Source organism: Acidomonas methanolica, from assembly GCF_004346035.1.
In the GTDB taxonomy this organism is placed as follows: domain Bacteria; phylum Pseudomonadota; class Alphaproteobacteria; order Acetobacterales; family Acetobacteraceae; genus Acidomonas; species Acidomonas methanolica.
Genome location: NZ_SLZN01000001.1, coordinates 157,707 through 178,956, shown reverse-complemented (window position 1 = coordinate 178,956; position 21,250 = coordinate 157,707). Strand labels below are relative to the sequence as shown.

17 protein-coding genes are annotated in these 21,250 nt (G+C 65.9%); 10 read left to right on the top strand and 7 right to left on the bottom strand.

Annotation, left to right across the window (positions count from 1 at the left end):
* Positions 1-30 precede the first annotated feature (30 nt).
* Complete coding sequence (locus EDC31_RS00855; RefSeq protein WP_042058343.1) at positions 31-1,341, bottom strand: aspartate aminotransferase family protein; 1,311 nt, start codon at positions 1,339-1,341, stop codon at positions 31-33.
* 108 nt (positions 1,342-1,449) lie between these two features.
* On the opposite strand from EDC31_RS00855, the gene EDC31_RS00850 reads away from it, so the two are divergent.
* The 6 genes from EDC31_RS00850 to recO all read left to right on the top strand — a co-directional run bounded on the left by EDC31_RS00850 (position 1,450) and on the right by recO (position 9,290).
* Positions 1,450-2,643 (top strand): MFS transporter, encoded by a 1,194-nt coding sequence (locus EDC31_RS00850; RefSeq protein ID WP_042058341.1) that lies wholly within the window; start codon positions 1,450-1,452, stop codon positions 2,641-2,643.
* Positions 2,644-2,665: 22 nt separating this feature from the next.
* The gene (gene dnaE, locus EDC31_RS00845) at positions 2,666-6,088 is read left to right on the top strand and encodes a DNA polymerase III subunit alpha (protein ID WP_042058338.1); all 3,423 of its coding nucleotides are present in this window, start codon (positions 2,666-2,668) and stop codon (positions 6,086-6,088) included.
* A 106-nt stretch (positions 6,089-6,194) separates the two neighbouring features.
* Positions 6,195-6,491 carry a hypothetical protein gene (locus EDC31_RS00840; RefSeq protein ID WP_042058334.1) on the top strand — a complete coding sequence of 99 codons (297 nt, stop codon included), beginning with the start codon at positions 6,195-6,197 and terminating at the stop codon, positions 6,489-6,491.
* A gap of 197 nt (positions 6,492-6,688) precedes the next feature.
* Complete coding sequence (gene rpsB, locus EDC31_RS00835) at positions 6,689-7,480, top strand: 30S ribosomal protein S2 (protein WP_042058331.1); 792 nt, start codon at positions 6,689-6,691, stop codon at positions 7,478-7,480.
* A gap of 109 nt (positions 7,481-7,589) precedes the next feature.
* The gene (tsf, locus tag EDC31_RS00830; protein ID WP_042058330.1) at positions 7,590-8,495 is read left to right on the top strand and encodes a translation elongation factor Ts; all 906 of its coding nucleotides are present in this window, start codon (positions 7,590-7,592) and stop codon (positions 8,493-8,495) included.
* Positions 8,496-8,546: 51 nt separating this feature from the next.
* Entirely contained in the window at positions 8,547-9,290 is a 744-nt protein-coding gene (recO, locus tag EDC31_RS00825; RefSeq protein WP_042058328.1) for a DNA repair protein RecO, read from the top strand.
* Here recO and EDC31_RS00820 read toward each other — a convergent pair.
* Complete coding sequence (locus tag EDC31_RS00820; protein WP_042058326.1) at positions 9,263-9,763, bottom strand: hypothetical protein; 501 nt, start codon at positions 9,761-9,763, stop codon at positions 9,263-9,265. The genes recO and EDC31_RS00820 overlap by 28 nt on opposite strands.
* Here EDC31_RS00820 and parC point away from each other — a divergent pair.
* Positions 9,740-11,950 (top strand): DNA topoisomerase IV subunit A, encoded by a 2,211-nt coding sequence (gene parC / locus EDC31_RS00815; RefSeq protein ID WP_042058325.1) that lies wholly within the window; start codon positions 9,740-9,742, stop codon positions 11,948-11,950. The genes EDC31_RS00820 and parC overlap by 24 nt on opposite strands.
* A gap of 2 nt (positions 11,951-11,952) precedes the next feature.
* Here the strand turns inward: parC and EDC31_RS00810 are convergent, their stop codons facing one another.
* Entirely contained in the window at positions 11,953-12,693 is a 741-nt protein-coding gene (locus tag EDC31_RS00810) for an arginyltransferase (RefSeq protein ID WP_042058323.1), read from the bottom strand.
* Positions 12,694-12,859: 166 nt separating this feature from the next.
* On the opposite strand from EDC31_RS00810, the gene cls reads away from it, so the two are divergent.
* Complete coding sequence (gene cls, locus EDC31_RS00805; protein ID WP_042058321.1) at positions 12,860-14,275, top strand: cardiolipin synthase; 1,416 nt, start codon at positions 12,860-12,862, stop codon at positions 14,273-14,275.
* On the opposite strand, the gene EDC31_RS00800 is transcribed toward cls, so the two are convergent.
* Positions 14,250-14,996 (bottom strand): endonuclease/exonuclease/phosphatase family protein, encoded by a 747-nt coding sequence (locus EDC31_RS00800; protein ID WP_081797552.1) that lies wholly within the window; start codon positions 14,994-14,996, stop codon positions 14,250-14,252. The genes cls and EDC31_RS00800 overlap by 26 nt on opposite strands.
* A complete protein-coding gene (locus EDC31_RS00795; RefSeq protein ID WP_042058319.1) occupies positions 14,996-16,066 on the bottom strand; it encodes an AI-2E family transporter in 1,071 nt (356 codons plus the stop codon). The genes EDC31_RS00800 and EDC31_RS00795 overlap by 1 nt, the downstream gene beginning before the upstream one ends.
* 77 nt (positions 16,067-16,143) lie before the next feature.
* On the opposite strand from EDC31_RS00795, the gene EDC31_RS00790 reads away from it, so the two are divergent.
* Positions 16,144-17,064: a sulfurtransferase gene (locus tag EDC31_RS00790; RefSeq protein WP_239641636.1), complete on the top strand. Its 921-nt coding sequence runs from the start codon at positions 16,144-16,146 to the stop codon at positions 17,062-17,064.
* Positions 17,065-17,178: 114 nt separating this feature from the next.
* Positions 17,179-18,402: a cystathionine beta-lyase gene (metC, locus tag EDC31_RS00785; protein WP_408735059.1), complete on the top strand. Its 1,224-nt coding sequence runs from the start codon at positions 17,179-17,181 to the stop codon at positions 18,400-18,402.
* A 20-nt stretch (positions 18,403-18,422) separates the two neighbouring features.
* On the opposite strand, the gene EDC31_RS00780 is transcribed toward metC, so the two are convergent.
* Together EDC31_RS00780 and serA are read right to left on the bottom strand one after the other, a co-directional pair.
* Complete coding sequence (locus EDC31_RS00780) at positions 18,423-19,925, bottom strand: YifB family Mg chelatase-like AAA ATPase (protein WP_042058314.1); 1,503 nt, start codon at positions 19,923-19,925, stop codon at positions 18,423-18,425.
* Between the two features lie 48 nt (positions 19,926-19,973).
* The gene (gene serA / locus EDC31_RS00775; protein WP_042058311.1) at positions 19,974-21,227 is read right to left on the bottom strand and encodes a phosphoglycerate dehydrogenase; all 1,254 of its coding nucleotides are present in this window, start codon (positions 21,225-21,227) and stop codon (positions 19,974-19,976) included.
* Positions 21,228-21,250: the final 23 nt, after the last annotated feature.

Here is a 21,250-nt window from a genome sequence, read left to right as displayed (position 1 = left end):
GTCCCGACTGCGTTCGGAGCCGGGTTGCGTTCAGGGCACCTCGCGGATCAGTTCCGCCAGCGTCTCGACGATCCGGTCGATCTCCGCCTTTTCCACGATCAGCGGCGGGGAGAAGGCGATGGTGTCGCCGGTGTAGCGGACGAGAACGCCCTTGTGGAAGGCGCGGTCGAACACCTCATAGGCGCGGGAGGTCGGCGCGTTGCGGGGTTCGAGTTCGACGGCGGCGACGAGGCCCTCGTTGCGGATGTCCGTCACATGGGGCAGGCCACGCAGTCCGTGGACCGCCTCCTCCAGATAGGGGGCGAGAATGGCGGCGCGCTCGAAGAGATGCTCATCCGCATAGGTGTCCAGCGTCGCGATGGCGGCGGCGCAGGCGATCGGATGGGCGGAGTAGGTGTAGCCGTGCGGCAGGTCGATGGCTTCGGGCGGCCCCTGCATGAAGGCGTCGAATACCGTGTCCGAGACGATCGCGGCGCCCATCGGGACCGTGCCGTTGGTGATGCCCTTGGCGACGGTCATGATGTCCGGCACCACGCCATATTTCTCGGCGGCGAAGGAGGCGCCAAGGCGGCCGAACCCGGTGATGACCTCGTCGAAGATCAGCAGGATGCCATGGGCCGTGCAGATGTCGCGCAGGCGCTGGAGATAGCCCTTCGGCGCGGGCAGGACGCCGGTCGACCCCGCCAGCGGTTCGACGATGACGGCGGCGATGGTGGAGGCGTCGTGGAGCGCCACGATCCGTTCGAGCGCGTCGGCCAGTTCGGCGCCATGCTCCGGCTGGCCGCGCGAGAAGGCGTTGCGCGCGGGGTCATGCGTGTGCGGCAGGTGATCGACATTGCCCAGCAAGTTGCCGTAAAGTTTTCTGTTCCCGGCGATGCCGCCCACGGACATGCCGCCGAATCCGACGCCGTGATAGCCGCGTTCGCGGCCGATCAGCTTCGTGCGGGCGGCGTCGCCGCGCTGGCGATGATAGGCCAGCGCGATCTTCAGCGCTGAATCTCCGGCTTCGGAGCCGGAGTTGCAGAAGAACACATGGTTGAGGTTGCCGGGCGCGAGTCTCGCCACGCGGTTGGCGGCCTCGAAGGCCAGCGGATGCCCCATCTGGAAGGACGGGGCGAAATCGAGCGTCGCGACGGCCTTCTGCACGGCCTCGACGATTCTGGGCCGTGCATGGCCCGCATTGACGCACCAGAGACCGGCGCAGGCGTCCAGCACCTGATGGCCCTGATCGTCGGTATAATACATGCCTTTGGCGGAGACGAGCATGCGGGGCGCCGCGCGGAACTGCCGGTTGGCGGTGAAGGGCAGCCAGAGGGCATCGAGATTGGTAGGGGCGTCCATCGTGGTCTTTCGGCTCCGGGGTTGCGCGGATGTCGGGCGAAGTCTGGCATGGCGGCCGGGAGCAAAACAATCGCCATCGCGCGGGGAAAGGGTGAAAAGGGGTCAGGAATGAAAAAGAAGAATGTGCCGAACTGGGCGCTGCTTTCCCTCGCGGCAGGAGCCTTTGCGATCGGGGTGACGGAATTCGCCCCGATGGGGCTGCTCCCGGTCATCGCGTCCGGGCTGTCCGTCAGCGTGCCGGAGGCCGGCGGTCTCGTCAGCGCCTATGCGTTCGGCGTCATGGGCGGCGCGCCGGTCATCACGCTCCTGTTGGCATCGTGGCCGCGCAAGCGGGCGCTCGTGGCGCTGATGGGCGTGTTCCTTGCGGGAAATGTCGCCGCGGCGTTGTCGAATTCCTATCTGGAGCTTCTGATGGCGCGCGTGCTGACCAGCATGTGCCACGGAGCGTTCTTCGGCCTCGGCGCGGTCGAGGCGGCCGCACTCGTCCCGGCGCATCGCCGGGCCCGCGCGGTGGCGGCCATGCTCATGGGGCTGACCATAGCGAATGTTCTCGGCGTGCCGGCGGCGACATGGCTGGGCCATGCCATGGGCTGGCGGGAGGCGTTTCTGGCGACGGCGGTGCTGGGCCTCGTCGCGGCCGCAGCCATGCTGCTGGCCTTGCCGCGGGTGACGGAAGTCGGCCCGCCGCCGGACGCCGCTGCGGAGTTGCGCGTCCTGCTGCGCGGGAACGTGCTGATGGCGCTGGCCGCCACGGTCATCGGCGCTGCGGCGATGTTCGAACTCTATACCTATATCGCGCCCATGCTCGAACATATCACCCATGCCGGTCCCAGGATGGTGACGGTCGCGCTCATGCTGATCGGCGTCGGCTTCAGCATCGGGAACGCCCTGGGAGGCCGCGCGGCGGATCGTTCCCTCGACGGAACGCTGCTGGTGGGCTTCCCCATTCTCGGCCTCGTCATGCTTGCCTTTCCCTTCGTCGCCGTCACGCCCGCCGGCGCGCTGATCGGGGTGCTGCTCTGGGGAACGGCGAGTTTCTCCCTCATGCCCGCCCTTCAGATTCGCGCCATGCAGGCGGCGCATGAGGCGCCCGGGCTTGCCTCATCGGTCAATATCGGCGCGTTCAATCTCGGCAATGCGCTCGGCGCGGCACTCGGCGGCGGCGTTCTCGCCTCGGGCTACGGTTATCCGGTCGTTTCCGGGCTGGGATTGGGGATTGCGCTGATCGGCGTCGCGCTGGTGCTGCTGTCCCGCCGGATGCGCGATCGGACCCGTCTGGAGGAGGCGTGCTGCGGCGGCTGAGAGAAGGTGATAGGCTCGGGCCATGTCTCATGCCGATTTCATCCATCTTCGCAATCACTCCGCCTATTCGCTGAGCCAGGGGGCGATCCGGGTGCCGGATCTGGCGGCTCTCGCCGTCGAGCACGCCATGCCCGCCGTGGCGATCACCGATACCGGCAATCTCTTCGGGGCGCTCGAATTCTCGCAATATTGCTCGAACAAGGGCGTGCAGCCGATCATCGGATGCCAGATCGGGCTGCCCCCCCGCGGGGACAAGCCGGGTCTGCCGTCCGAGCCCCTCGCGCTTCTGGCGATGAATGACGCCGGTCTCGCCAATGTGCAGTTTCTCTCGTCGGAAGGCTTCCTGAGGAGCGATCCGGCCGATCCAATGGTGACGCTCGACTGTCTTTGCGCTCATGCGGAAGGGGTGTTCCTGATGACGGGCGGCACGCGTGGCCCGCTGTTCCGGATGCTCGCGGACGGGCAGGAGGACGAGGCGCGCGCCCTGCTTCGTTGCCTCCAGACGGCGTTCGGCGATCGGATGGCGGTCGAGCTGCACCGCCACGGTCTGCCTGAAGAGGACGCGATCGAGCCCGGCATGATCGCGCTTGCGGATCGCTTCGGCATCCCGCTGGTGGCGACGAACGAGTGTTTCTTTCCAATGCCCGCCATGTATGAGGCGCATGACGCGCTGCTCTGCATCGCGCAGGGCCGAACGATGGCGGAAGAGGAGCGCTGGCGTGTCACGCCGGAGCACTGGTTCAAGCCGCCGGCCCTGATGCGCGAGATCTTCGCCGATCTGCCGGAAGCCTGCGACAATACGCTGATGATCGCCCGCCGGTGCGCCGTGACGGTCTCGACCCGCAAGCCGCTTCTGCCCGTTTGCCCGAAAGTGCGCGAAGGGACGACGGAGGAAGAGACTCTCCGCGCCATGGCCCAGGAAGGGCTGGACGCGCGGCTGGCGAAGATGCGGCCCGACGCGGCGACGCGGACGCGCTATGCCGAGCGGCTGGAAATGGAGCTGGAGATCATCGTCCGGATGGGGTTCCCCGGCTATTTCCTCATCGTCGCCGACTTCATTCAATGGGCGAAGCAGCACGACATTCCGGTCGGGCCGGGACGCGGATCGGGCGCGGGTTCCCTGGTCGCCTGGGCGCTGACGATCACCGATATCGACCCGCTGCCGTTCAACCTGCTTTTCGAGCGCTTCCTGAATCCCGAGCGCGTCTCGATGCCGGATTTCGATATCGATTTCTGCCAGGACCGGCGTGACGAGGTGATCCAGTACGTGCGCCGCGAATATGGCGGCGATCGCGTGGCGCAGATCATCACCTTCGGCAAGTTGCAGGCGCGCGCGGCGGTGCGCGACGTGGGGCGCGTGCTGGGCCTGCCCTTCGGCCTGGTCAACCGTGTCGCCGAACTCATCCCGAACAATCCCGCCAAGCCGGTGACGCTCAAGCAGGCCATCGACGGTGAAACCCGGTTGCAGGAGATGCGCGACGGCGACGAGGCGGTGCGCCGCCTGCTGGAAATCGCGAACCAGCTCGAAGGCCTGTATCGTCACGCCTCGACCCATGCGGCCGGCGTCGTGATCGGCGACCGCAGGCTCGTCGAACTCGTACCGCTCTATCGCGACCCGAAGAGCGACATGCTGGTCACGCAATACAATATGAAGTTCGTCGAACAGGCCGGGCTGGTGAAGTTCGACTTTCTCGGCCTGACCACGCTCACCATCCTCAAGCGCGGCATAGATTTCATTCAACAGCAAGGCATTACGGCCGATCTCTCAGATCTTCCGCTGGATGACAAGGCCACGTATGACATGCTGGCGCGTGGCGATGCGGGCGGCGTCTTCCAGTTCGAAGGCGCGGGCATGCGCGATGTGCTCAAGCAGATGCGCGTCACACGGCTGGAAGATCTCATCGCAGCCGTGGCGCTCTACCGTCCCGGTCCGATGGCCAACATCCCGGATTATTGCCGCCGCAAGCACGGCGAGAAATGGGAGCCGCCGCACGAGGAGCTTCGTGACATCCTGGAAGAGACCTACGGTATCATGGTCTATCAGGAACAGGTCATGCAGATCGCCCAGAAGATGGCCGGGTATAGTCTCGGCGGAGCGGATCTGTTGCGGCGGGCCATGGGCAAGAAGATCCGCGCCGAGATGGACCAGCAGCGGGAACTGTTCGTCTCTGGGGCGACGAAGCGCGGCATCGATCCGGACAAGGCCATCGAAGTTTTTGATATTATGGCAAAATTTGCCGATTATGGGTTCAACAAATCCCATGCGGCGGCCTATGCTCTGGTCTCCTACCAGACGGCCTGGATGAAGGCCAATCATCCGGTTGCGTTCATTGCCGGGTGCATGTCGCTGGCCCGGGAAAAGACGGAGAAGCTGGCGGCGCTGTGCCAGGAGGCGCAGCGCATGGGGATTGCGGTCCTTCCGGTGGATATCAATCGTTCGGGCGCGGATTTCACATTGGAACGTCTTGAGGACGGGCGCTGGGCCATTCGCTACGCTCTGGCGGCGGTCAAGCGTGTCGGCTTTGGTGCCATGGAAGCGATCGTCGCGGCGCGCGGCGCGCGGCCTTTCCGCGATCTGACCGATTTCGCCGAACGCTGCGATGCGCGGCAACTCAACAAGATGCAGATTGAAAATCTTGCAAAAGCAGGCGCGTTCGACTCTCTTTTAACGGAGCGTCATAATGTTTTCGCCAGCGCGGAGGCGATCCTGCGTCGGGCGCACGCTCAGGCCGAGGAGGTGGCATCGGGTCAGATCGGGCTGTTTTCCGGCGGAGGAAGCGCAAGCGAGTCATTGCGTGTGCCGGAGACGACGCCGTGGCCTGCTTTCGATCGCCTCGCGTTCGAGGCCGAAGCCATCGGTTTTTATATGACCGAGCATCCCATCGACGCGTACAAGCCCGTGCTCAAGCGTCTGGGGGCGGTGACGTCGCTGCAATTGCAGGCGGCGGCGGACGCGGGAAGCATGCGGGTGAAGATCGCCGGTTGCGTGGTGGACAAGAAGGAGCGGCCGACGCGCAGCGGCAGCAAGATGGCGTGGGTGCGGCTGTCGGATGCGGGTGGAGGATGCGAGGTGACACTCTTCTCCGAGGTCTTGTCGCGGAGTCGCGATCTGCTGGTGGCGGGACGGGCGGTCCTCGTCCATGCCGAACTCAGGCAGGAGGGTGAGGCCTTGCGCATCACCGCGCAGGACGTGCTCGATCTGGAGGAGGCGGCCGCACGGGAGGAAGCTGAGCTGCGCGTCTGGGTCAGGCAGGCAGAGGCGGCCGAGGCCATTCGGGCGCTTCTGGCGGGGCAGCGGGGCGGCAAGGGCAAGATCGTGCTGGTCCCTGTGATCGATGACGATACGGCGGTGGAACTGACTCTTCCCGGTCGTTACGCCGTGACGCCCCGACTCGGCGAGAAATTGGGCGCTCTGGGCGGCGTGTCGCGGGTTCGGCAATTTTAACAAAGCATTAAGGTTGAAGCGTTATAGTCAGAGACTTGTCTGGTTCGTCGTGTTCCTTTCCAGAGCGGCGCGGCGGTCCGGCGGCGTCTTGAACGGAGAATCGGCAATGTCGCTTGTTGACGGGGTGAATACCGCATCGGTTGCTTTTGCTTCCGCAGCGAAGGGCGTCAGCACGTCCGGCACCGGCCCAGAGAGCGGGCGCGTTTCATCCGGCCCCTCCCGGGTTCTCGACACGGCTGCCGCCGGTGAGGAGAAGGCCAATCCGTATCGATACATCGATCCCGCGCTAAATATGGTGGTTACCCAGTTCCTTTCTCCCGGCGGAGTCGTCATGGCGCAGTTTCCGTCGGAAAAGGCGCTCGAGCAGTATCGTCTTTTCGGAGCGGCTTCCGCCGGTGCGTGATATCCGGCCCGTGGCACGCCTGTCCGCTGGGCGGCGTCTCGAACGGCTTGCTTTTTTGTGTGGAACGCGCGATATGCGCGCCTGCGTCTCCTGAAATTCAGGGGCGCATAATCCGCACGCATGGCTACAGTCACTCTGGTGTCCCGCACGGGGCAGCGTCATGCGGAGGTCCAACCAGATGAACAGGATTCTGCATCATGGCGATGCCTGATTTCACCATGCGCCAGCTTCTCGAAGCCGGTGTGCATTTCGGTCACAACACCCGTCGCTGGAATCCGGCGATGGCACCCTATCTCTTCGGCGTGCGCAATCAGGTCCATATCATCGACCTGCAACAGACCGTCCCGATGCTGGATCGCGCCCTGAAGGCTGTTCGAGACACCGTGGCGGGCGGCGGGCGCGTGCTCTTCGTCGGCACGAAGCGCGCCGCGGCCGAGCATGTCGCCGAGGCGGCGCAGCGCTGCGGCCAGTATTACGTCAATCATCGCTGGCTCGGCGGCATGCTGACGAACTGGAAGACCATCACAGGCTCGATCAAGCGTCTGCGCCAGATCGAGGATATGCTCTCGGGCGACACGCATGGTCTGACCAAGAAGGAAGTTCTCGATCTGACCCGCGACAGGGAAAAGCTCGAGCGGTCCCTGGGCGGCATCAAGGAGATGGGCGGGCTTCCGGACATTCTCTTCATCATCGACACCAACAAGGAGAAGCTGGCTGTCGAGGAAGCCAACAAGCTCGGCATTCCGGTGGTCGCGGTGCTCGACTCCAATTCCGATCCGGCGGGTGTGACCTATCCGATCCCGGGCAATGACGATGCGATCCGCGCGATCACCCTGTATTGCGACCTCGTCGCGGGCGCGGTGCTGGACGGCATCTCCACCCAGCTCGGCGCTTCGGGGATCGATATCGGCGCTTCGGAAGACCTTCCGGTTGAAGCCATCGCCGACGCCGTCGTCGAGGACGCCGCTCCGGTTGAAGCCGGGGCCTGAGGCTCGGCCCGCTCTTTTTCAGAGCGGGAAAGCCTCGTCAGGACACACGTCATGGCGTGCCGGGCCCGAAAGCCGGGCGCGCCGTTTTATTATCATAAGGAAGCTGCATATGGCAGAAATCACCGCCGCGCTCGTGCGGGAGCTTCGCGAGAAGACCGGCGCCGGGATGATGGATTGCAAGAAGGCCCTGACGGAAGCCGCGGGCGACATGGAAGCCGCCATCGACTGGCTGCGGACCAAAGGTCTGTCCCAGGCGGCCAAGAAGTCCGGCCGCGTGACGGCCGAGGGCCTGATCGCCGTGGCCTCCGCGCCGAACAAGGCCGCGATGGTCGAGGTGAACGCCGAGACCGATTTCGTGGGCCGCAACGAGCATTTCCAGGCTTTTGCCGAGGCCGTCGCTCATGTGGCGCTGGAGGTCGGCGAGAATCTGGACGCGATCAAGGCGGCGACGCTGGCCAGCGGTCGCACGGTCGAGGCGGAACTGACCCATCTGATCGCCACGATCGGGGAGAACATGTCGCTGCGCCGCGTGCGCGTGCTGACCGTGCCCTCCGGTACGGTCGCAAGCTATGTGCACTCCGCCCTGCGTCCGGGAATCGGCAAGATCGGCGTGCTGGTTGCGCTGGAAGCGCCGAACGAGACCGACGCCCTCGTGGGGCTGGGCCGTCAGATCGGGATGCATGTCGCCGCGACGCGCCCCGCGGCGTTGGAAGTCGCTAGCGTGGACCCGCAATCGCTCGAGCGCGAGCGGGCCGTGCTTGTCGAGCAGGCGCGTGAATCCGGCAAGCCGGAAGCGATCATCGACAAGATGGTCGAGGGCCGTATCCGCAAGTTCTATGAGGAAGTCGTCCTGCTCGAACAGATCTGGGTGCATGACGGCGAGAGCCGTGTCGCCAAGATCGTGGAGAAGGCAGGTGCGAAGCTTGTCGCCTTCGAGCGTTATCAGCTCGGCGAAGGCATCGAGAAGGAAGAGAACGACTTCGCCGCCGAAGTGGCCAAGGCTGCCGGCCAGTAACGCGGGTCCAATAACACGGCCGGGCGGAAGGGAGACGCGGAGGAGCTTGCCATGGAATGGGACGCTCCCGCCGTCGTGCTCTCCGTTCGCCCGTATGGAGAAGCGGATGCGATCATCCGCCTCTTCAGCGAGGAGCACGGCGTCGTGGCCGGCCTCGCGCGCGGCGGGGCCTCCCGCCGCCAGGTCGCCTTGTGGCAGCCGGGCAACATCGTGCTGGCCCGTCATCGGGCGCGTCTGCCGGGTCAACTCGGCAGCGTCACGGCGGAGCCTGTTCAGGACGTGGCGGTTCGCCTCCTTGACCATCCGCTTTCTCTGACGCTTCTCGCATCCATCGCCGAACTGGCCGACGGGGCGCTTCCCGATCACGAAGCGTATCCCGCCCTGTTCGCGGCGCTGGTGCGGCTGCTGATCGCGATCGCCGTGCTGCCGGACGACCCGCCGGTCGCCATGGCCGTGCGCTGGGAATGCATGCTTCTCGCGGCTTTGGGATATGGTTTGCGGCTGGACTCCTGTGCCGTGAGCGGTGTGACGGACGACCTCATCTATGTCTCGCCGCGCTCGGGTCATGCCGTGTCGCGCGCGGCGGCGGGTGAATGGGCGGAACGGCTCCTGCCTCTGCCGGCCTTCCTGCGCGATGCGGCGCAAGACGGCACGGCGGAGGAGTGGGTCGCCGGGCTGCGGATGACCGGCTATTTCCTCGGCCGCCATCTCTTCGGCGTCCGGCATCTGCCGCTGCCACAGGCGCGCGAACGTCTGGTGAGCCAGCTTCAGTTCCAGCCGGGCTCGCGCACATAGCCGGGCTCCAGATGGGTGATGGCGGCGGGGTCCGCGCTTCTGGCCCATACGCTCCAGTCCCACCCGGGATGCTGATTGTTGTCCGCGACCATGGCGTTCCGTGCGTCCCGCGTCTCGGGGCGATGGGCGAGATACTGGCGATAGGCTCTCTGGTCGCCGAAATAGACACATCCGCATGCCTTCGGATCGGCATAAAGCATGATCGGCCCGGCGGTGCTCGGCCGGTAGGTGAGCATTTCCGGCGGCAGAAGGTTCATCATCTCCTGCCGGGCCGTGGTGTCGGCCGGATGGGCGATGAAGCCCGCGAGCGCGAGATCGTTCCCGGCTTTCAACGGGGCGGAATAGGGATTGCAGGCGGCGAGTGACGCCAGCAGGACGAGACCGCAGGCGAGGCGACTGGACAGGAGGGCGGCGCGCGCCCTATCTCCGGGGGAATTGAGGGAGCGTTCATGAGCCGAGATCTCGCCGGACATATCGAAGACACCCGACTCGCCGATGCGCTGAGCGAGCGGTACCTCGCCTATGCGATGTCGACCATCATGTCGCGCTCCCTGCCTGACGTGCGGGATGGGTTGAAACCTGTTCATCGACGACTCCTCTATGCGATGCAGCAACTCCGCCTTGATCCCACATCGGGGTTTAAAAAGTGTGCACGTGTCGTCGGCGATGTGATCGGCAAGTTCCATCCGCATGGCGACACGGCGGTCTATGATGCGCTGGTGCGGCTGGCGCAGGATTTCGCCGTGCGATATCCGCTGGTCGAGGGGCAGGGAAATTTCGGCTCGATCGACGGCGATGGCGCGGCGGCGATGCGTTACACCGAGTCGCGCCTGACCGCCGTCGCCGTGGCGCTGATGGACGGGCTGGAGGATGACGCGGTCGATTTCCAGCCGACCTATGACAATCAGGAGGAGGAGCCGGTCGTCCTGCCCGGGGCTTTCCCCAACCTTCTGGCCAACGGCGCCACGGGAATCGCGGTGGGCATGGCCACCAGCATTCCCCCCCATAACGCGGCGGAAATCTGCCGTGCGGCGCGGCTGCTCGTGGACAGGCCGGAGGCCGCCACCGCCGAGCTGCTCGCCCTGATGCCGGGGCCGGATTTTCCGACCGGGGGCATACTGGTCGAGGATCGCGACGCCATCGAGACCGCCTACGAGACGGGGCGTGGAAGTTTTCGCATCCGCGCGAAATGGGCGGTCGAGCCGGGGCGCTTCGGCACCTGGACGGTCGTCGTGACGGAAATTCCCTATCAGGTGCAGAAATCGCGGCTGATCGAGCAGATCGCCGAGTTGATGGAGCAGAAGAAACTGCCGCTGCTCGCCGATATCCGCGACGAGAGCACGATGGATATCCGTCTGGTCCTGGAGCCGCGCAGCAAGGGCACCGAGCCAGAGGTGCTGATGGAGACGCTGTTCCGCGCCACGCCGCTGGAGAGCCGCTTCAGCCTGAACATGAATGTGCTGGACCGGGACCGCGTGCCGAGCGTCATGGGCCTGCGCGCGGTGCTCCGGGCCTGGCTGGATCATCGCCACGAGGTTCTGGTCCGGCGCACGACTCACCGCCTCGGGACGGTGGGAAAGCGGCTGGAGATCCTCGACGGTTTTCTGGCCGTCTATCTCAATCTCGACGAGGTCATCCGCATCATCCGCGAGAGCGACGAGCCGAAACCCGCCCTGATGGACGCTTTCGGGCTCACCGAGGTGCAGGCCGACGCGGTGCTGAACATGCGGCTGCGCTCCCTCCGAAGGCTGGAGGAAATCGAGATCCGCAAGGAGCGTGACGCGCTGATGGCGGAAAAGGAGTCGCTGGACGCTCTTCTGGCGAGCGACCGCAAACGCTGGGCGAAGATCGGCAGGGAACTGGAGTCGACGGCGAAGCAGTTCGGCACGGGTGCGCTCGGCGCTCGACGCACGGAGATCGCCGCGCCGCCGCGTCCGGTCGATCTCTCCACCGCGCTGGAGGTGGAGCGCGAACCGCTGACCGTGTTGCTGTCCCGCGAGGGCTGGATTCGCGGCGTGCGCGGGCATGGGGTGGAGATCGAGGCGCAGAAATTCAAGGAAGGGGATGCGCCCCTCTTCGCCACCGAATGCCAGAGCACGGATCGGCTGTGCCTGTTCACCAGCGGGGGCCGCGCGTTCACCTTGAAGGCCGGCGATCTGCCGCGCGGCCGCGGTTTCGGCCAGCCGGTGCGCGTGATGGTCGATCTGCCGCAGGATGAAACCGTCATCGCCCTGTTCACCGCCGATCCCGAGGGCAGGCGGCTGCTCGCAACCGCCAGGGGCAAGGGCCTGGTGGTGCGCGAGGCCGATCTCATGGCTGAAAAGCGCACCGGCAAGCAGGTGCTGACGCTGCGTGACGGCGATGTCGCGGCGGCCTGCGTCGTTGCGAAGGGGACGCATGTGCTCGCGCTGGGCGAGAACCGCAAGCTGGTCATCTTCCCGCTCGATCAGGTGCCGGACATGGCGCGCGGCATGGGCGTCACGTTGCAGAAATACGCCGACGGGCGGATGCGCGAGATCCGCGTCTTCGATCTTGCGGCGGGGCTGGAGTGGCAACCAGACGCCAAGTCGCGTTCGGCGGCCGAGCTGGAGCCGTGGCTGGGCAAGCGGGCGGATGCGGGCCGCACTGCGCCGCTCTGGATGACGCGCAAGGCGGGTTGAGGTCAGTCCGGGCTGGGGGCCGGGCTGGGCGGGAGCGCGCGCCATTCGCCGAGGCGCATGATTTCAGCGGGGCGGAAGCGCGATTTGTAGCTCATCTTCGGGCTCTCGCGGACCCAGTAGCCCAGATAGAGATAGGGGAGGCCACGGCGTCGCGCCTCGCCGATCAGCCGCAGGACGGAGGCCGTGCCCAACGAGGCGCGGGGATCTCGGGTGTCGAAGAAGGTATAGACCGCCGACAGCCCGTCGCCGAGCCGATCGACCAGCGAAACACAGAGGAGCGCGCCGGCCTCGTTGCGGAATTCGAACAGGCTGGTATCGACCGGGCTGTCCTCGACCATCGCGCGATAGTCCTGCTCCCCCATCTGCGCCATCTCGCCGCTGGCGTGTCGCCCGCGCTGATAGGCGCTGAAGAGGGCGAACTGCTCCTCGGTCGCGCGTGCGGGCCGCTCAGTCATTTCAAGGGCTGACGCGCGGCGGCCGATGCGGCGTTGCGTGCGATCGGGGACGAAGCGTTCGACCGGAATGCGAATGGGGATGCAGGAACTGCATCCGGCGCAGACTGGCGCATAGGCGATGCTGTGGCTGCGGCGGAACCCGGCGCGGGAGAGGCGGTCATGCAGCGCCGAAATATCCGGCCCGGCGAGCTCGGTGATGACCTTGCGCTCAAGGCGGCCGGGCAGATAGGGGCAGGGCGCGGGCGAGGTCGTGTAGAACAGGCGTGGCGTCGTCGCGGCTACCGTCATACGTGACCTCCTCCGTCCCTTACAGTGAACCTCACCCCAAATTACGCATTCCCGCGCCGGATTGCATCCTTTCATCTCAGGGCCAGATCGGTTCAGCCCTTCAAACGATAGCGAAACGGTCTCCTGTCATATCGGATCACGGCTTGTTGCGCTAACGTCGCGGATCATGCCGCTCCAGCTTTCCCTGTCGGACCTTCTTCTCGACGCGCTGCGTCTGGCGATCGTTCTTGCGGTCGTGGTGCATGTCCTGCGCACCAAGCGCGACACGGCGGCGGCGACCGGGTGGATCGGCATGATGATCCTCATGCCGTTTGCCGGTCTGGTGCTCTACCTGATGTTCGGCGTGAATCGCGTGCAGCGGCGCGCGCGGCGTCTCGCGCATAAACATGGCTGGAGCGGGCGCGGCGCGCTGACCGGCGAGCGCTTCAGGGTGGAGGGAGAGTTCGCACCGCTCGCGCGGATGGTCGGCCGGTTGACGGAATGGCCGCTTCTGCGCGGGAACGCCGTCGATGTGCTGCATGACGGTGACGAAGCCTATCCCGCCATGCTCGACGCCATCGCAGGCGCGGCTCATTCGGTGCTGCTCTGCTCCTATATCTTCCGCGCCGACGAGGTCGGCATGCGCTTCGTCACCGCGCTTGCGGCTGCGCGGCAACGGGGCGTCGAGGTGCGTGTGCTGGTGGATGGCATTGGCAGCGGCTATCTGTATTCCCCAGTCGCGCAGCAGTTGCGACGGCAGGGCGTGGCGTACGCGCGCTTCATGCATTCCGTCTGGCCATGGCGGATGCCGTTCATCAATCTTCGGAATCATCGCAAGATATTGACCGTCGACGGACGCATCGGCTTCGTCGGCGGCCTCAATATCGGCCAGGAGAATCTCCTGCGCCGAAGGTCGAGGCGGACGGTCGCGGACACGCATTTCCGGTTGCGTGGACCTGTCGTGCATCAGTTGAACGAGGCCTTCGCGCGGGACTGGTCCTTCACCTGCGGCGAGGAACTGGACGGGCCGCTCTATTTCCCGGCGCCGGACTCGGCGGGGGAGGTTCCCGCGCGCGTCGTCGCTTCGGGGCCGGATAACGATCTGGAAAAGATCGAATTCACCATGTTGCAGGCCGTGGCGCTCGCGCGCCGCCGCATCACCGTGATGACGCCCTATTTCCTGCCGGACGAGCGGCTCGTCAGCGCATTGTGTCTGGCGGCCATGCGCGGCGTGGAAATCGATATCGTGGCGCCGGAGACGAGCAATCACCGGCTGATCGACTGGGCGCGGGACGCGCATCTCCAGCCGTTTCTGGATGCCGGATGCCGGATCTGGCTGGGGCGGCGGCCGTTCAACCATTCCAAACTGCTCGTGGTGGACGGCGTGTGGTCCTTCATCGGCAGCGCGAATATCGACCTGCGCAGCCTGCGGCTGAATTTCGAGATCAATATGGAAATCTATGACACCGCTCTGGCGACGACGCTCGATACGCTCATCCGCTCGTGGCCGTCCACCCGGTTGACACATCACGCGCTGGACAAGCGGTCTCTTCCCATCAAACTGCGGAATGCGGCGATCAGGCTCTTTCTGCCCTATCTCTGACTGCCCTGTCCCCGGCGGCCTTCTCCCTGACGGCGAGGGCGAAGCGTTCGCGCCAGGACGGCGCGCGCAGCGTATTGGTGATGCGCAGGGTCACGGCGATCGGGTGATGATCCGAACTCTGGTTGGGCAGCACGGTGGCGTCCAGCGACGTCATGCCGCGCGTCAGGCACCGGTCGATGCGGATGGGAACCAGGTCCGCCATGCGATGCGTGGGCATGCGTGGGCCGACATCCTGAAATCCCGGCAGGAGCGGCGGCCCGACAAGGTTGAAATCGCCCATGATGAGACCTCTCCGCCGCAGAAGGCCGGCAACGGTGCGAAGCTGGCGGCGATTGAGCACCTGTCCATGGGAAAGATGGACATTCGCGACGGAAAATGTTCCAAAATCAATGATCTGGGCGGTTCTCTGCACGATCAGCCCGGAGGGGAGGGTGTGCGGCGTCGGGGGATGGGTAAAGGGAAAACGGCTCCAGCAGGCGGTCCCGTGGATGCGCCCCGGAAGCGGAAAGCGCGCGTAATGGCCCGGCAGGACCTCGGGGAGCCTGTCGATCTCCGCGGTCGCCTCCTGCATCAGGAAGATGTCCGGTTTGACGCGGTGGGCGAGTTCGAGAACCTCGTGCAGCGGCGCTCCGGTGCGACGAAGAAGATTCCAGCTCAATATATGGAAACTCTGACCGATTCTCGGCGCGGATGCCGGATGAAGGACGGTATCGTGCGACATTATTCTGGTGGTTCCCCCACGGGATCGCGGAAAATGGGCCGCGGCTGCGCGCCGGCGAATTCGACGGTTAGGGTATAGCCGACGCCGAGCAGGACCGGCCCGAGGAAAATCCCGAGTCCGCCCAGCGCGAGCACGCCGCCGAGCACGCCGAGCACGGTCAGCAGGTAGGGAAGCTGCGCGCCGCGCGCGATGAAGGCAGGCCGGATGATGTGGTCGGCTCCCGAAATGACGATGACGCCATACAGGCCGAGGAAGATTCCCGCGCCGAGCCGGTGCTCGATCACCAGCCAGAGGGCGGCGGGAATCCAGACGAGCGGCGCGCCGATGGGAAACACCGCGAAAAACGCGGCCAGGCCGCCGAACAGGACCGGGTCCGGCACGCCGGTCAGGGTCAGGCCGAGCGCGGTCAGCACGCCCTGAATGATGGCCGTTCCCAACACGCCATAGACCGTGCCCCGGATCACCCGCCCCGTGATTGTGACGAATCGCTGCGCGTGGACACCCGTGATGCGGACGAGCAGGGCATTGATGATGCGGCCCAGCGTATCGCCGTTGATCCAGAAGAACAGCGCGACGAACAGCGCCATCACGAGTTCGGCGATTCCGCTCGCCAGCAGCATGAGGGCCGAAAGCGCATAGCCCGCGATCTGCCCGGCATAAGGCTGCATCAGCCGCCCGACGGTGCTGAGATCATGCGTCCAGCCCATATAGGCGGCGGCGAGTTGCGGACCGACGCCTGGAAGATGCGTCATCCATGCGGGAGGGGGCCCGGAACTCGCCAGCCGCGCCATGAGGCGGTTCAGCGCGCCAACGACGCCGGGGATGTCGGAAATTCCCGTCGTCGTCAGGAGACCCAGCGGCAGGAGAATGACGACGGCGCTGCCGATCATCATCAGCACGGCGGCGATGGCGGGACGCATGCGACGGCGCAGGCGCACATAGAGCGGCCAGGTGGTGAAGGTCAGAATGGCCGCCCAGAGAATCGCCGAGAGGAAGGGCCAGAGAATGATCCCGCATCCATAGGCGAGGCCAAGGAGAAGCAGCGTCAGAATCGTCCGTTCGATCGTCACCTGAGTTGATCTTCTGCCCCGTTATCCGTCTTCCTCCGCCCAGGCTCTGACATGGCCGAAAAGCGGGGAGGGCCGGTGTGGTTGACCGCGGCGCGGAAACGCTCTGCAATTGCCGCACGCGCGATCCTGCGCGGGAGAAAATGATCATGCAAGGGCTCAACGCTTCCCTGTCCTCCCTGATCACGCCGGATGCCGCCCTTGCGGCGAAGACCGCGCGGTTTCTCGATGCGACCGCCCTGCTTCCGGGCCAGCCCGGCGATCCTGACGGCGATTTCGCCCGCGAGCGTCTGCCGGGCGCTGTACGCTTCGACATCGAGGCGTTTTCCGATCCGGCGAACGCGCTGCCGCATATGGTTCCCACGCAGGCTCAATTCGCGAGCGGCATGGCGGCCCTGGGCCTGACGCGGGACACGCCGCTCATCTTCTATGACCGCAAGGGAAGCATCGGCGCGTGCCGGGCGTGGTGGCTTGCGAAACTCTTCGGTCATGAAAGCGCCTTTGTGCTCGATGGGGGCTTGGAGGCATTCCGGCGCGCTGGCGGGGCCATCGAAACGGGAGACGCGGCGCAACTCGTCGTCAGCGAGGGGTATCGTCCGCGCCCGCGTTTCGACTTCCTCGCCGGGACCGGCGACGTGTTGGCCGCGCTCGGCGATCCCGCCGTCCTGATCCTCGATGCGCGCGCCGAGGCCCGTTTTCTCGCCGAGGCGCCCGAACCGCGCCCCGGCGTGCGAGGAGGCCACATGCCGGGCGCGGTCAGCCTGCCCTTCGGGAAGGTGATCGACGGGGAGGGGCGTTTTCTTTCGCCAGAGGCGTTGCGCGCGAATTTCGCGTCCTGCGGGCTGGAGGGGCAAACCGTCATCACCAGTTGCGGCTCCGGCCTGACCGCGGCCACGCTGACCGTGGCGCTGGTGGCGGCGGGGCTGCCGCAAGGCAGGCTCTATGATGGCTCTTGGGCCGAATGGGGGGCGGATCCATCGCTTCCAGTCGCGACGTTCTAGAGATCGTCCGGCTCGAAATGACGCGTTCGAGCCGGTGAAGATGCCCCGAAACAACGATGGGGAGACAGTCCGGCGCGCAAGCCTTCGCCGGTACGCCTCCAAGGGAGAATGCCGGTGAATCAGGATGAGGAGCGCGTCTCGGCGGGTTGGGCGAAGCTGGGCTCGCTGCTGGTGCAGGGCGGACGGCCGGAGGAGAGTCCGGAGGAGGGCGTGTTCGTCAACGCGCCCGTCACACGCGGTTCGACCGTGCTCTATCCCGATGTCGCGGCCCTGCGGAACAACGGGTCGCGCAGCTACGACCACGAACTCGTTTATGGCGCGATGGGGTCGCCGGTTCAGCACATGCTGGAGCGGCTTCTGGCGCGGATCGAGGGGGGAGGGGATTGCCAGGTCGTCTCCTCGGGGCTCGCCGCCTGCACCACGCCGCTGCTCGCCTTCATGGCGGCGGGAGAGCATCTGCTCCTGCCCGATTCGGTCTATTTTCCGACGCGCCGCTTCGCCGATACGATGCTGGCGCGCATGGGAATCAGCACGACCTATTATCCGCCCATGGCGGGCGAGGCGGACATCACGGCGCTGATGCGTCCGGAAACCAGCGTGCTCTTCGCCGAAAGTCCCGGTAGCCATACGTTCGAGGTGCAGGACGTGCCGATGCTCGCCCGGATCGCCCACGCTCACGGCACGCGGCTGATGCTTGACAATACCTGGGGGATCGGGGTGTTCCAGCCCTTCCTCCATGGCGTGGACGTGTCCATTCAGGCGCTCACGAAATATCCGGCGGGACATTCCGACGCGATTCTCGGCGCCGTGACGGTGGCGAACGGAGCGGACTGGAAAATCCTGCGTGACGCCGCCATTCAGCTCGGCCAGCTCGCCGGGCCCGACGAATGCTGGCTGACCCTGCGCGGGTTGCGGACCATGGGGGTCAGGCTGGAACGGCAGTCGCGCTCGGCGCTCGCCCTGGCGCACTGGCTGCGCGAGCGTCCCGAAGTGGCGCGCGTGCTCCATCCCGCGCTGGAAGACTGCCCCGGCCATCAGTTCTGGCGGCGGGATTTCACCGGAGCGAGCGCGTTGTTCGGCGTCGAGTTGCGGGCCGAATATCCGGTTTCCGCCATGGAGGACATGATCGACGCTCTGGCGCTGTTCGGGCGCGGCGCGTCCTGGGGCGGGTATGAAAGCCTCGTCCTGCCCACGACGGGCGGAATCCGGCGCGTCCACGCCGACGGGTATCCGCGCGGTCCCACCTTCCGCCTGCATATCGGCCTGGAGAACGTGGCGGATCTCAAGGCCGATCTGGCCGGCGGATTCGAGGTGTTGCGCGTTTCGACCGAAGGGTAGCGCCGCCTGCTCCGGCACGGTCATCGGCGGCGGAAGCTCAACGCCTCGGCCATGTGGAGGCGCGTGATCGAGTCGCCGGCGGCCATGTCCGCGATGGTGCGGGCCACGCGAAGCAGGCGTGTCAGCCCGCGCGCGGAGAGCCTCAGACGTGTCCCCGCTTGTTCCGCCATCTCGCGTGCCGTTTCGTCGATCGCGAAGCCGCTCGGATCAGCCCGCGCGTTGCTGTGTCCCTGTCGTCCGATCTGCCGCGCCCTTGCCGCCTCCACCCGCGCGCGGACGGCGGCGCTCGACTCGCCCGCCACCGCGCGACTGATGGCAATCGGTGAAACGGGCTGGATTTCAGCGAAGAGGTCGATGCGGTCGAGCATGGGGCCGGAGAGGCGCGCCGTATACTCCTCGCCGCAACGGGGGGCTTTGCGGCAGGCGCGTTCGAGATCGCCGAGATGGCCGCAGCGACAGGGGTTCATCGCGGCGACAAGCTGGAACTGTGCCGGATACTGGGTGATCTGCGCCGCCCGGGCGACGCTGATCTGTCCGGTTTCGATCGGCTGACGCAGCGCTTCGAGCGCCTGACGCGAGAATTCCGGGAATTCATCAAGAAACAGCACGCCATTATGCGCCAGGCTGACCTCTCCGGGTCGCGATTTCGGCCCGCCACCCACCAGCGCGGCGAGGCTCGCGGAGTGATGGGGATCGCGATAGGGCGGCCGGGTGATCGGGCGACCGCCGTGCAAGTGTCCGCAGGCGCCGTGAATGCGTGTGGTTTCGAGCATCTGCTCGCGCGTGAGGTCCGGGAGCACTCCGGGCAGACGCGCGGCGAGCATGGATTTTCCTGCACCCGGCGGGCCGGAGAAAAGCAGGTTATGGCCGCCCGCCGCGGCGATTTCCAACGCGCGCCGTCCCAGCGCCATCTCCCTGACATCTGACAGATCGAGCGATGCCTTCTCGAACGGCGGCTCCGTCTCCGGACCCTCATCGAGCGGCGCTTCCCCGCGCAGATGCGTGATCAGGCTTCTCAAATCCGGCGCGGCGAGCACCGAAAGGTCCGGACCCGCCCAGCGCGCCTCGCCGCCCTGCGCGCGCGGGCAGATCAGCCCGGTTTGCACCCTGAAAGCTCCGAGAGCCGCCGAGAGGACGCCCGCGACCGGGTTGAGCCGTCCATCCAGCGAAAGCTCGCCCATGGCCGCGTAGCGTTCGCCCGTCTCCGGCGGAATCAGCCCCATGCCGATCAGAATGGCAAGGGCGATCGGCAGGTCGAAATGTGAACCTTCTTTCGGAAGATCTGCAGGGACCAGATTGATGAGAATCCGCTTCGGGGGCAGGACGATTCCGAGCGCTCCCAGCGCGGCGCGCACGCGTTCCCGCGCCTCGGCCACCGCCTTGTCGGCCAGGCCGACGACGAGCAGCGCCGGAAGGCCGCTCGAAATCTGGACCTCGACCGTGACCGGCACGGCGTCGATCCCGGCGAAGGCGAAACTTTGGACGCGGGCGAGGGCCGGTCCGGAGGGGAGGGCATGCGACATGCCCCCATTAACCGCGCTTGAAGTTAAGGCGCGGTTAACGCCGGACGATCATGAACGGCGATAGAGCAGCCGGGCGCGCACGGTGCCGTCCAGCGTGCGCAACTCCTCCAGCAGGCGGGTGTCGAGATCATGGTCGGGAGCGGCGTCCGTCTCCACCACCACGTAACCGACCTCGCCGTCCGTCTGAAGAAACTGAGCCACGATGTTGCAGCCCTCGCGCGAGAAAATCTCGTTCACCTGCCGCAAGATACCGGGGCGATTGTGATGGACATGCATGAAGCGCGTCCCGTGCGGGCGCTCCGGCAACTGGACGGCGGGGAAATTCACCGCGCCGAGCGTCGATCCGACATCCGAATATTCGACCAGCTTGCGGGCCACCTCGACGCCGATGCGCTCCTGCGCCTCCATCGTCGATCCGCCGATATGCGGGGTGAGGATGACGTTCGGCAGCCCCTGAAGCGGCGATTCGAATCGGTCGCCATTGCCTTTGGGCTCGACGGGGAAGACGTCGATTCCCGCGCCCATCAGATGCCCGTCCTTCAGGGCGGCGGCGAGGGCGGCGAGATCCACCACCGATCCCCGCGCGTTGTTGAGGAGAATGGAATTCGGCTTCATGGCGCGGATTTCCGCCTCGCCGATCAGGCTGCGCGTCTGTTTCGTCTGCGGCACATGCAGGCTCACCACATCGGACTGCGCGAGCAGCGCCTGAAGACTGGCGACCGGGCGCGCATTGCCGTGCGGAAGCTTGTCCTGCACGTCGTAATAGAGCACCGTCATGCCCATGGCTTCGGCCAGCACGGAAAGCTGGGAGCCGATCGAGCCGTAGCCGACGATTCCGAGCGTCTTGCCGCGCACTTCCCAGGCATTGTCGGCGGATTTGTCCCAGCCGCCCTTGTGGCAGGCCTCGGAACGCGACGGAATCCGCCGCATCAGCATGACGATTTCGGCGATCGAGAGTTCGGCCACCGAGCGGGTATTGCTGAACGGAGCGTTGAACACGGGAATACCTGCGATGCGGGCCGCCTTCAGATCGACCTGATTCGTTCCGATGCAGAAACATCCGATCGCCATCAGCCGGTCGGCCGCCTCGATGACCGGCGCGGTGAGCTGCGTGCGCGACCGGATGCCGACCATATGGACGCCGTTGAGAGCTTCCCGCAACGCGTCGCCTTCCAGCGCGGTCTTGAGGCGCGTGATCTGCCCGTAGCCCTGCGCGTTGAGATAGGCCACGGCGCTTTCATGGATACCTTCGAGAAGAAGAATCCGGATCTTGTCCTTGGGAAGGGAAAGGGTCACGTCCATGGGGCGGAAACTCCGAAGCGACT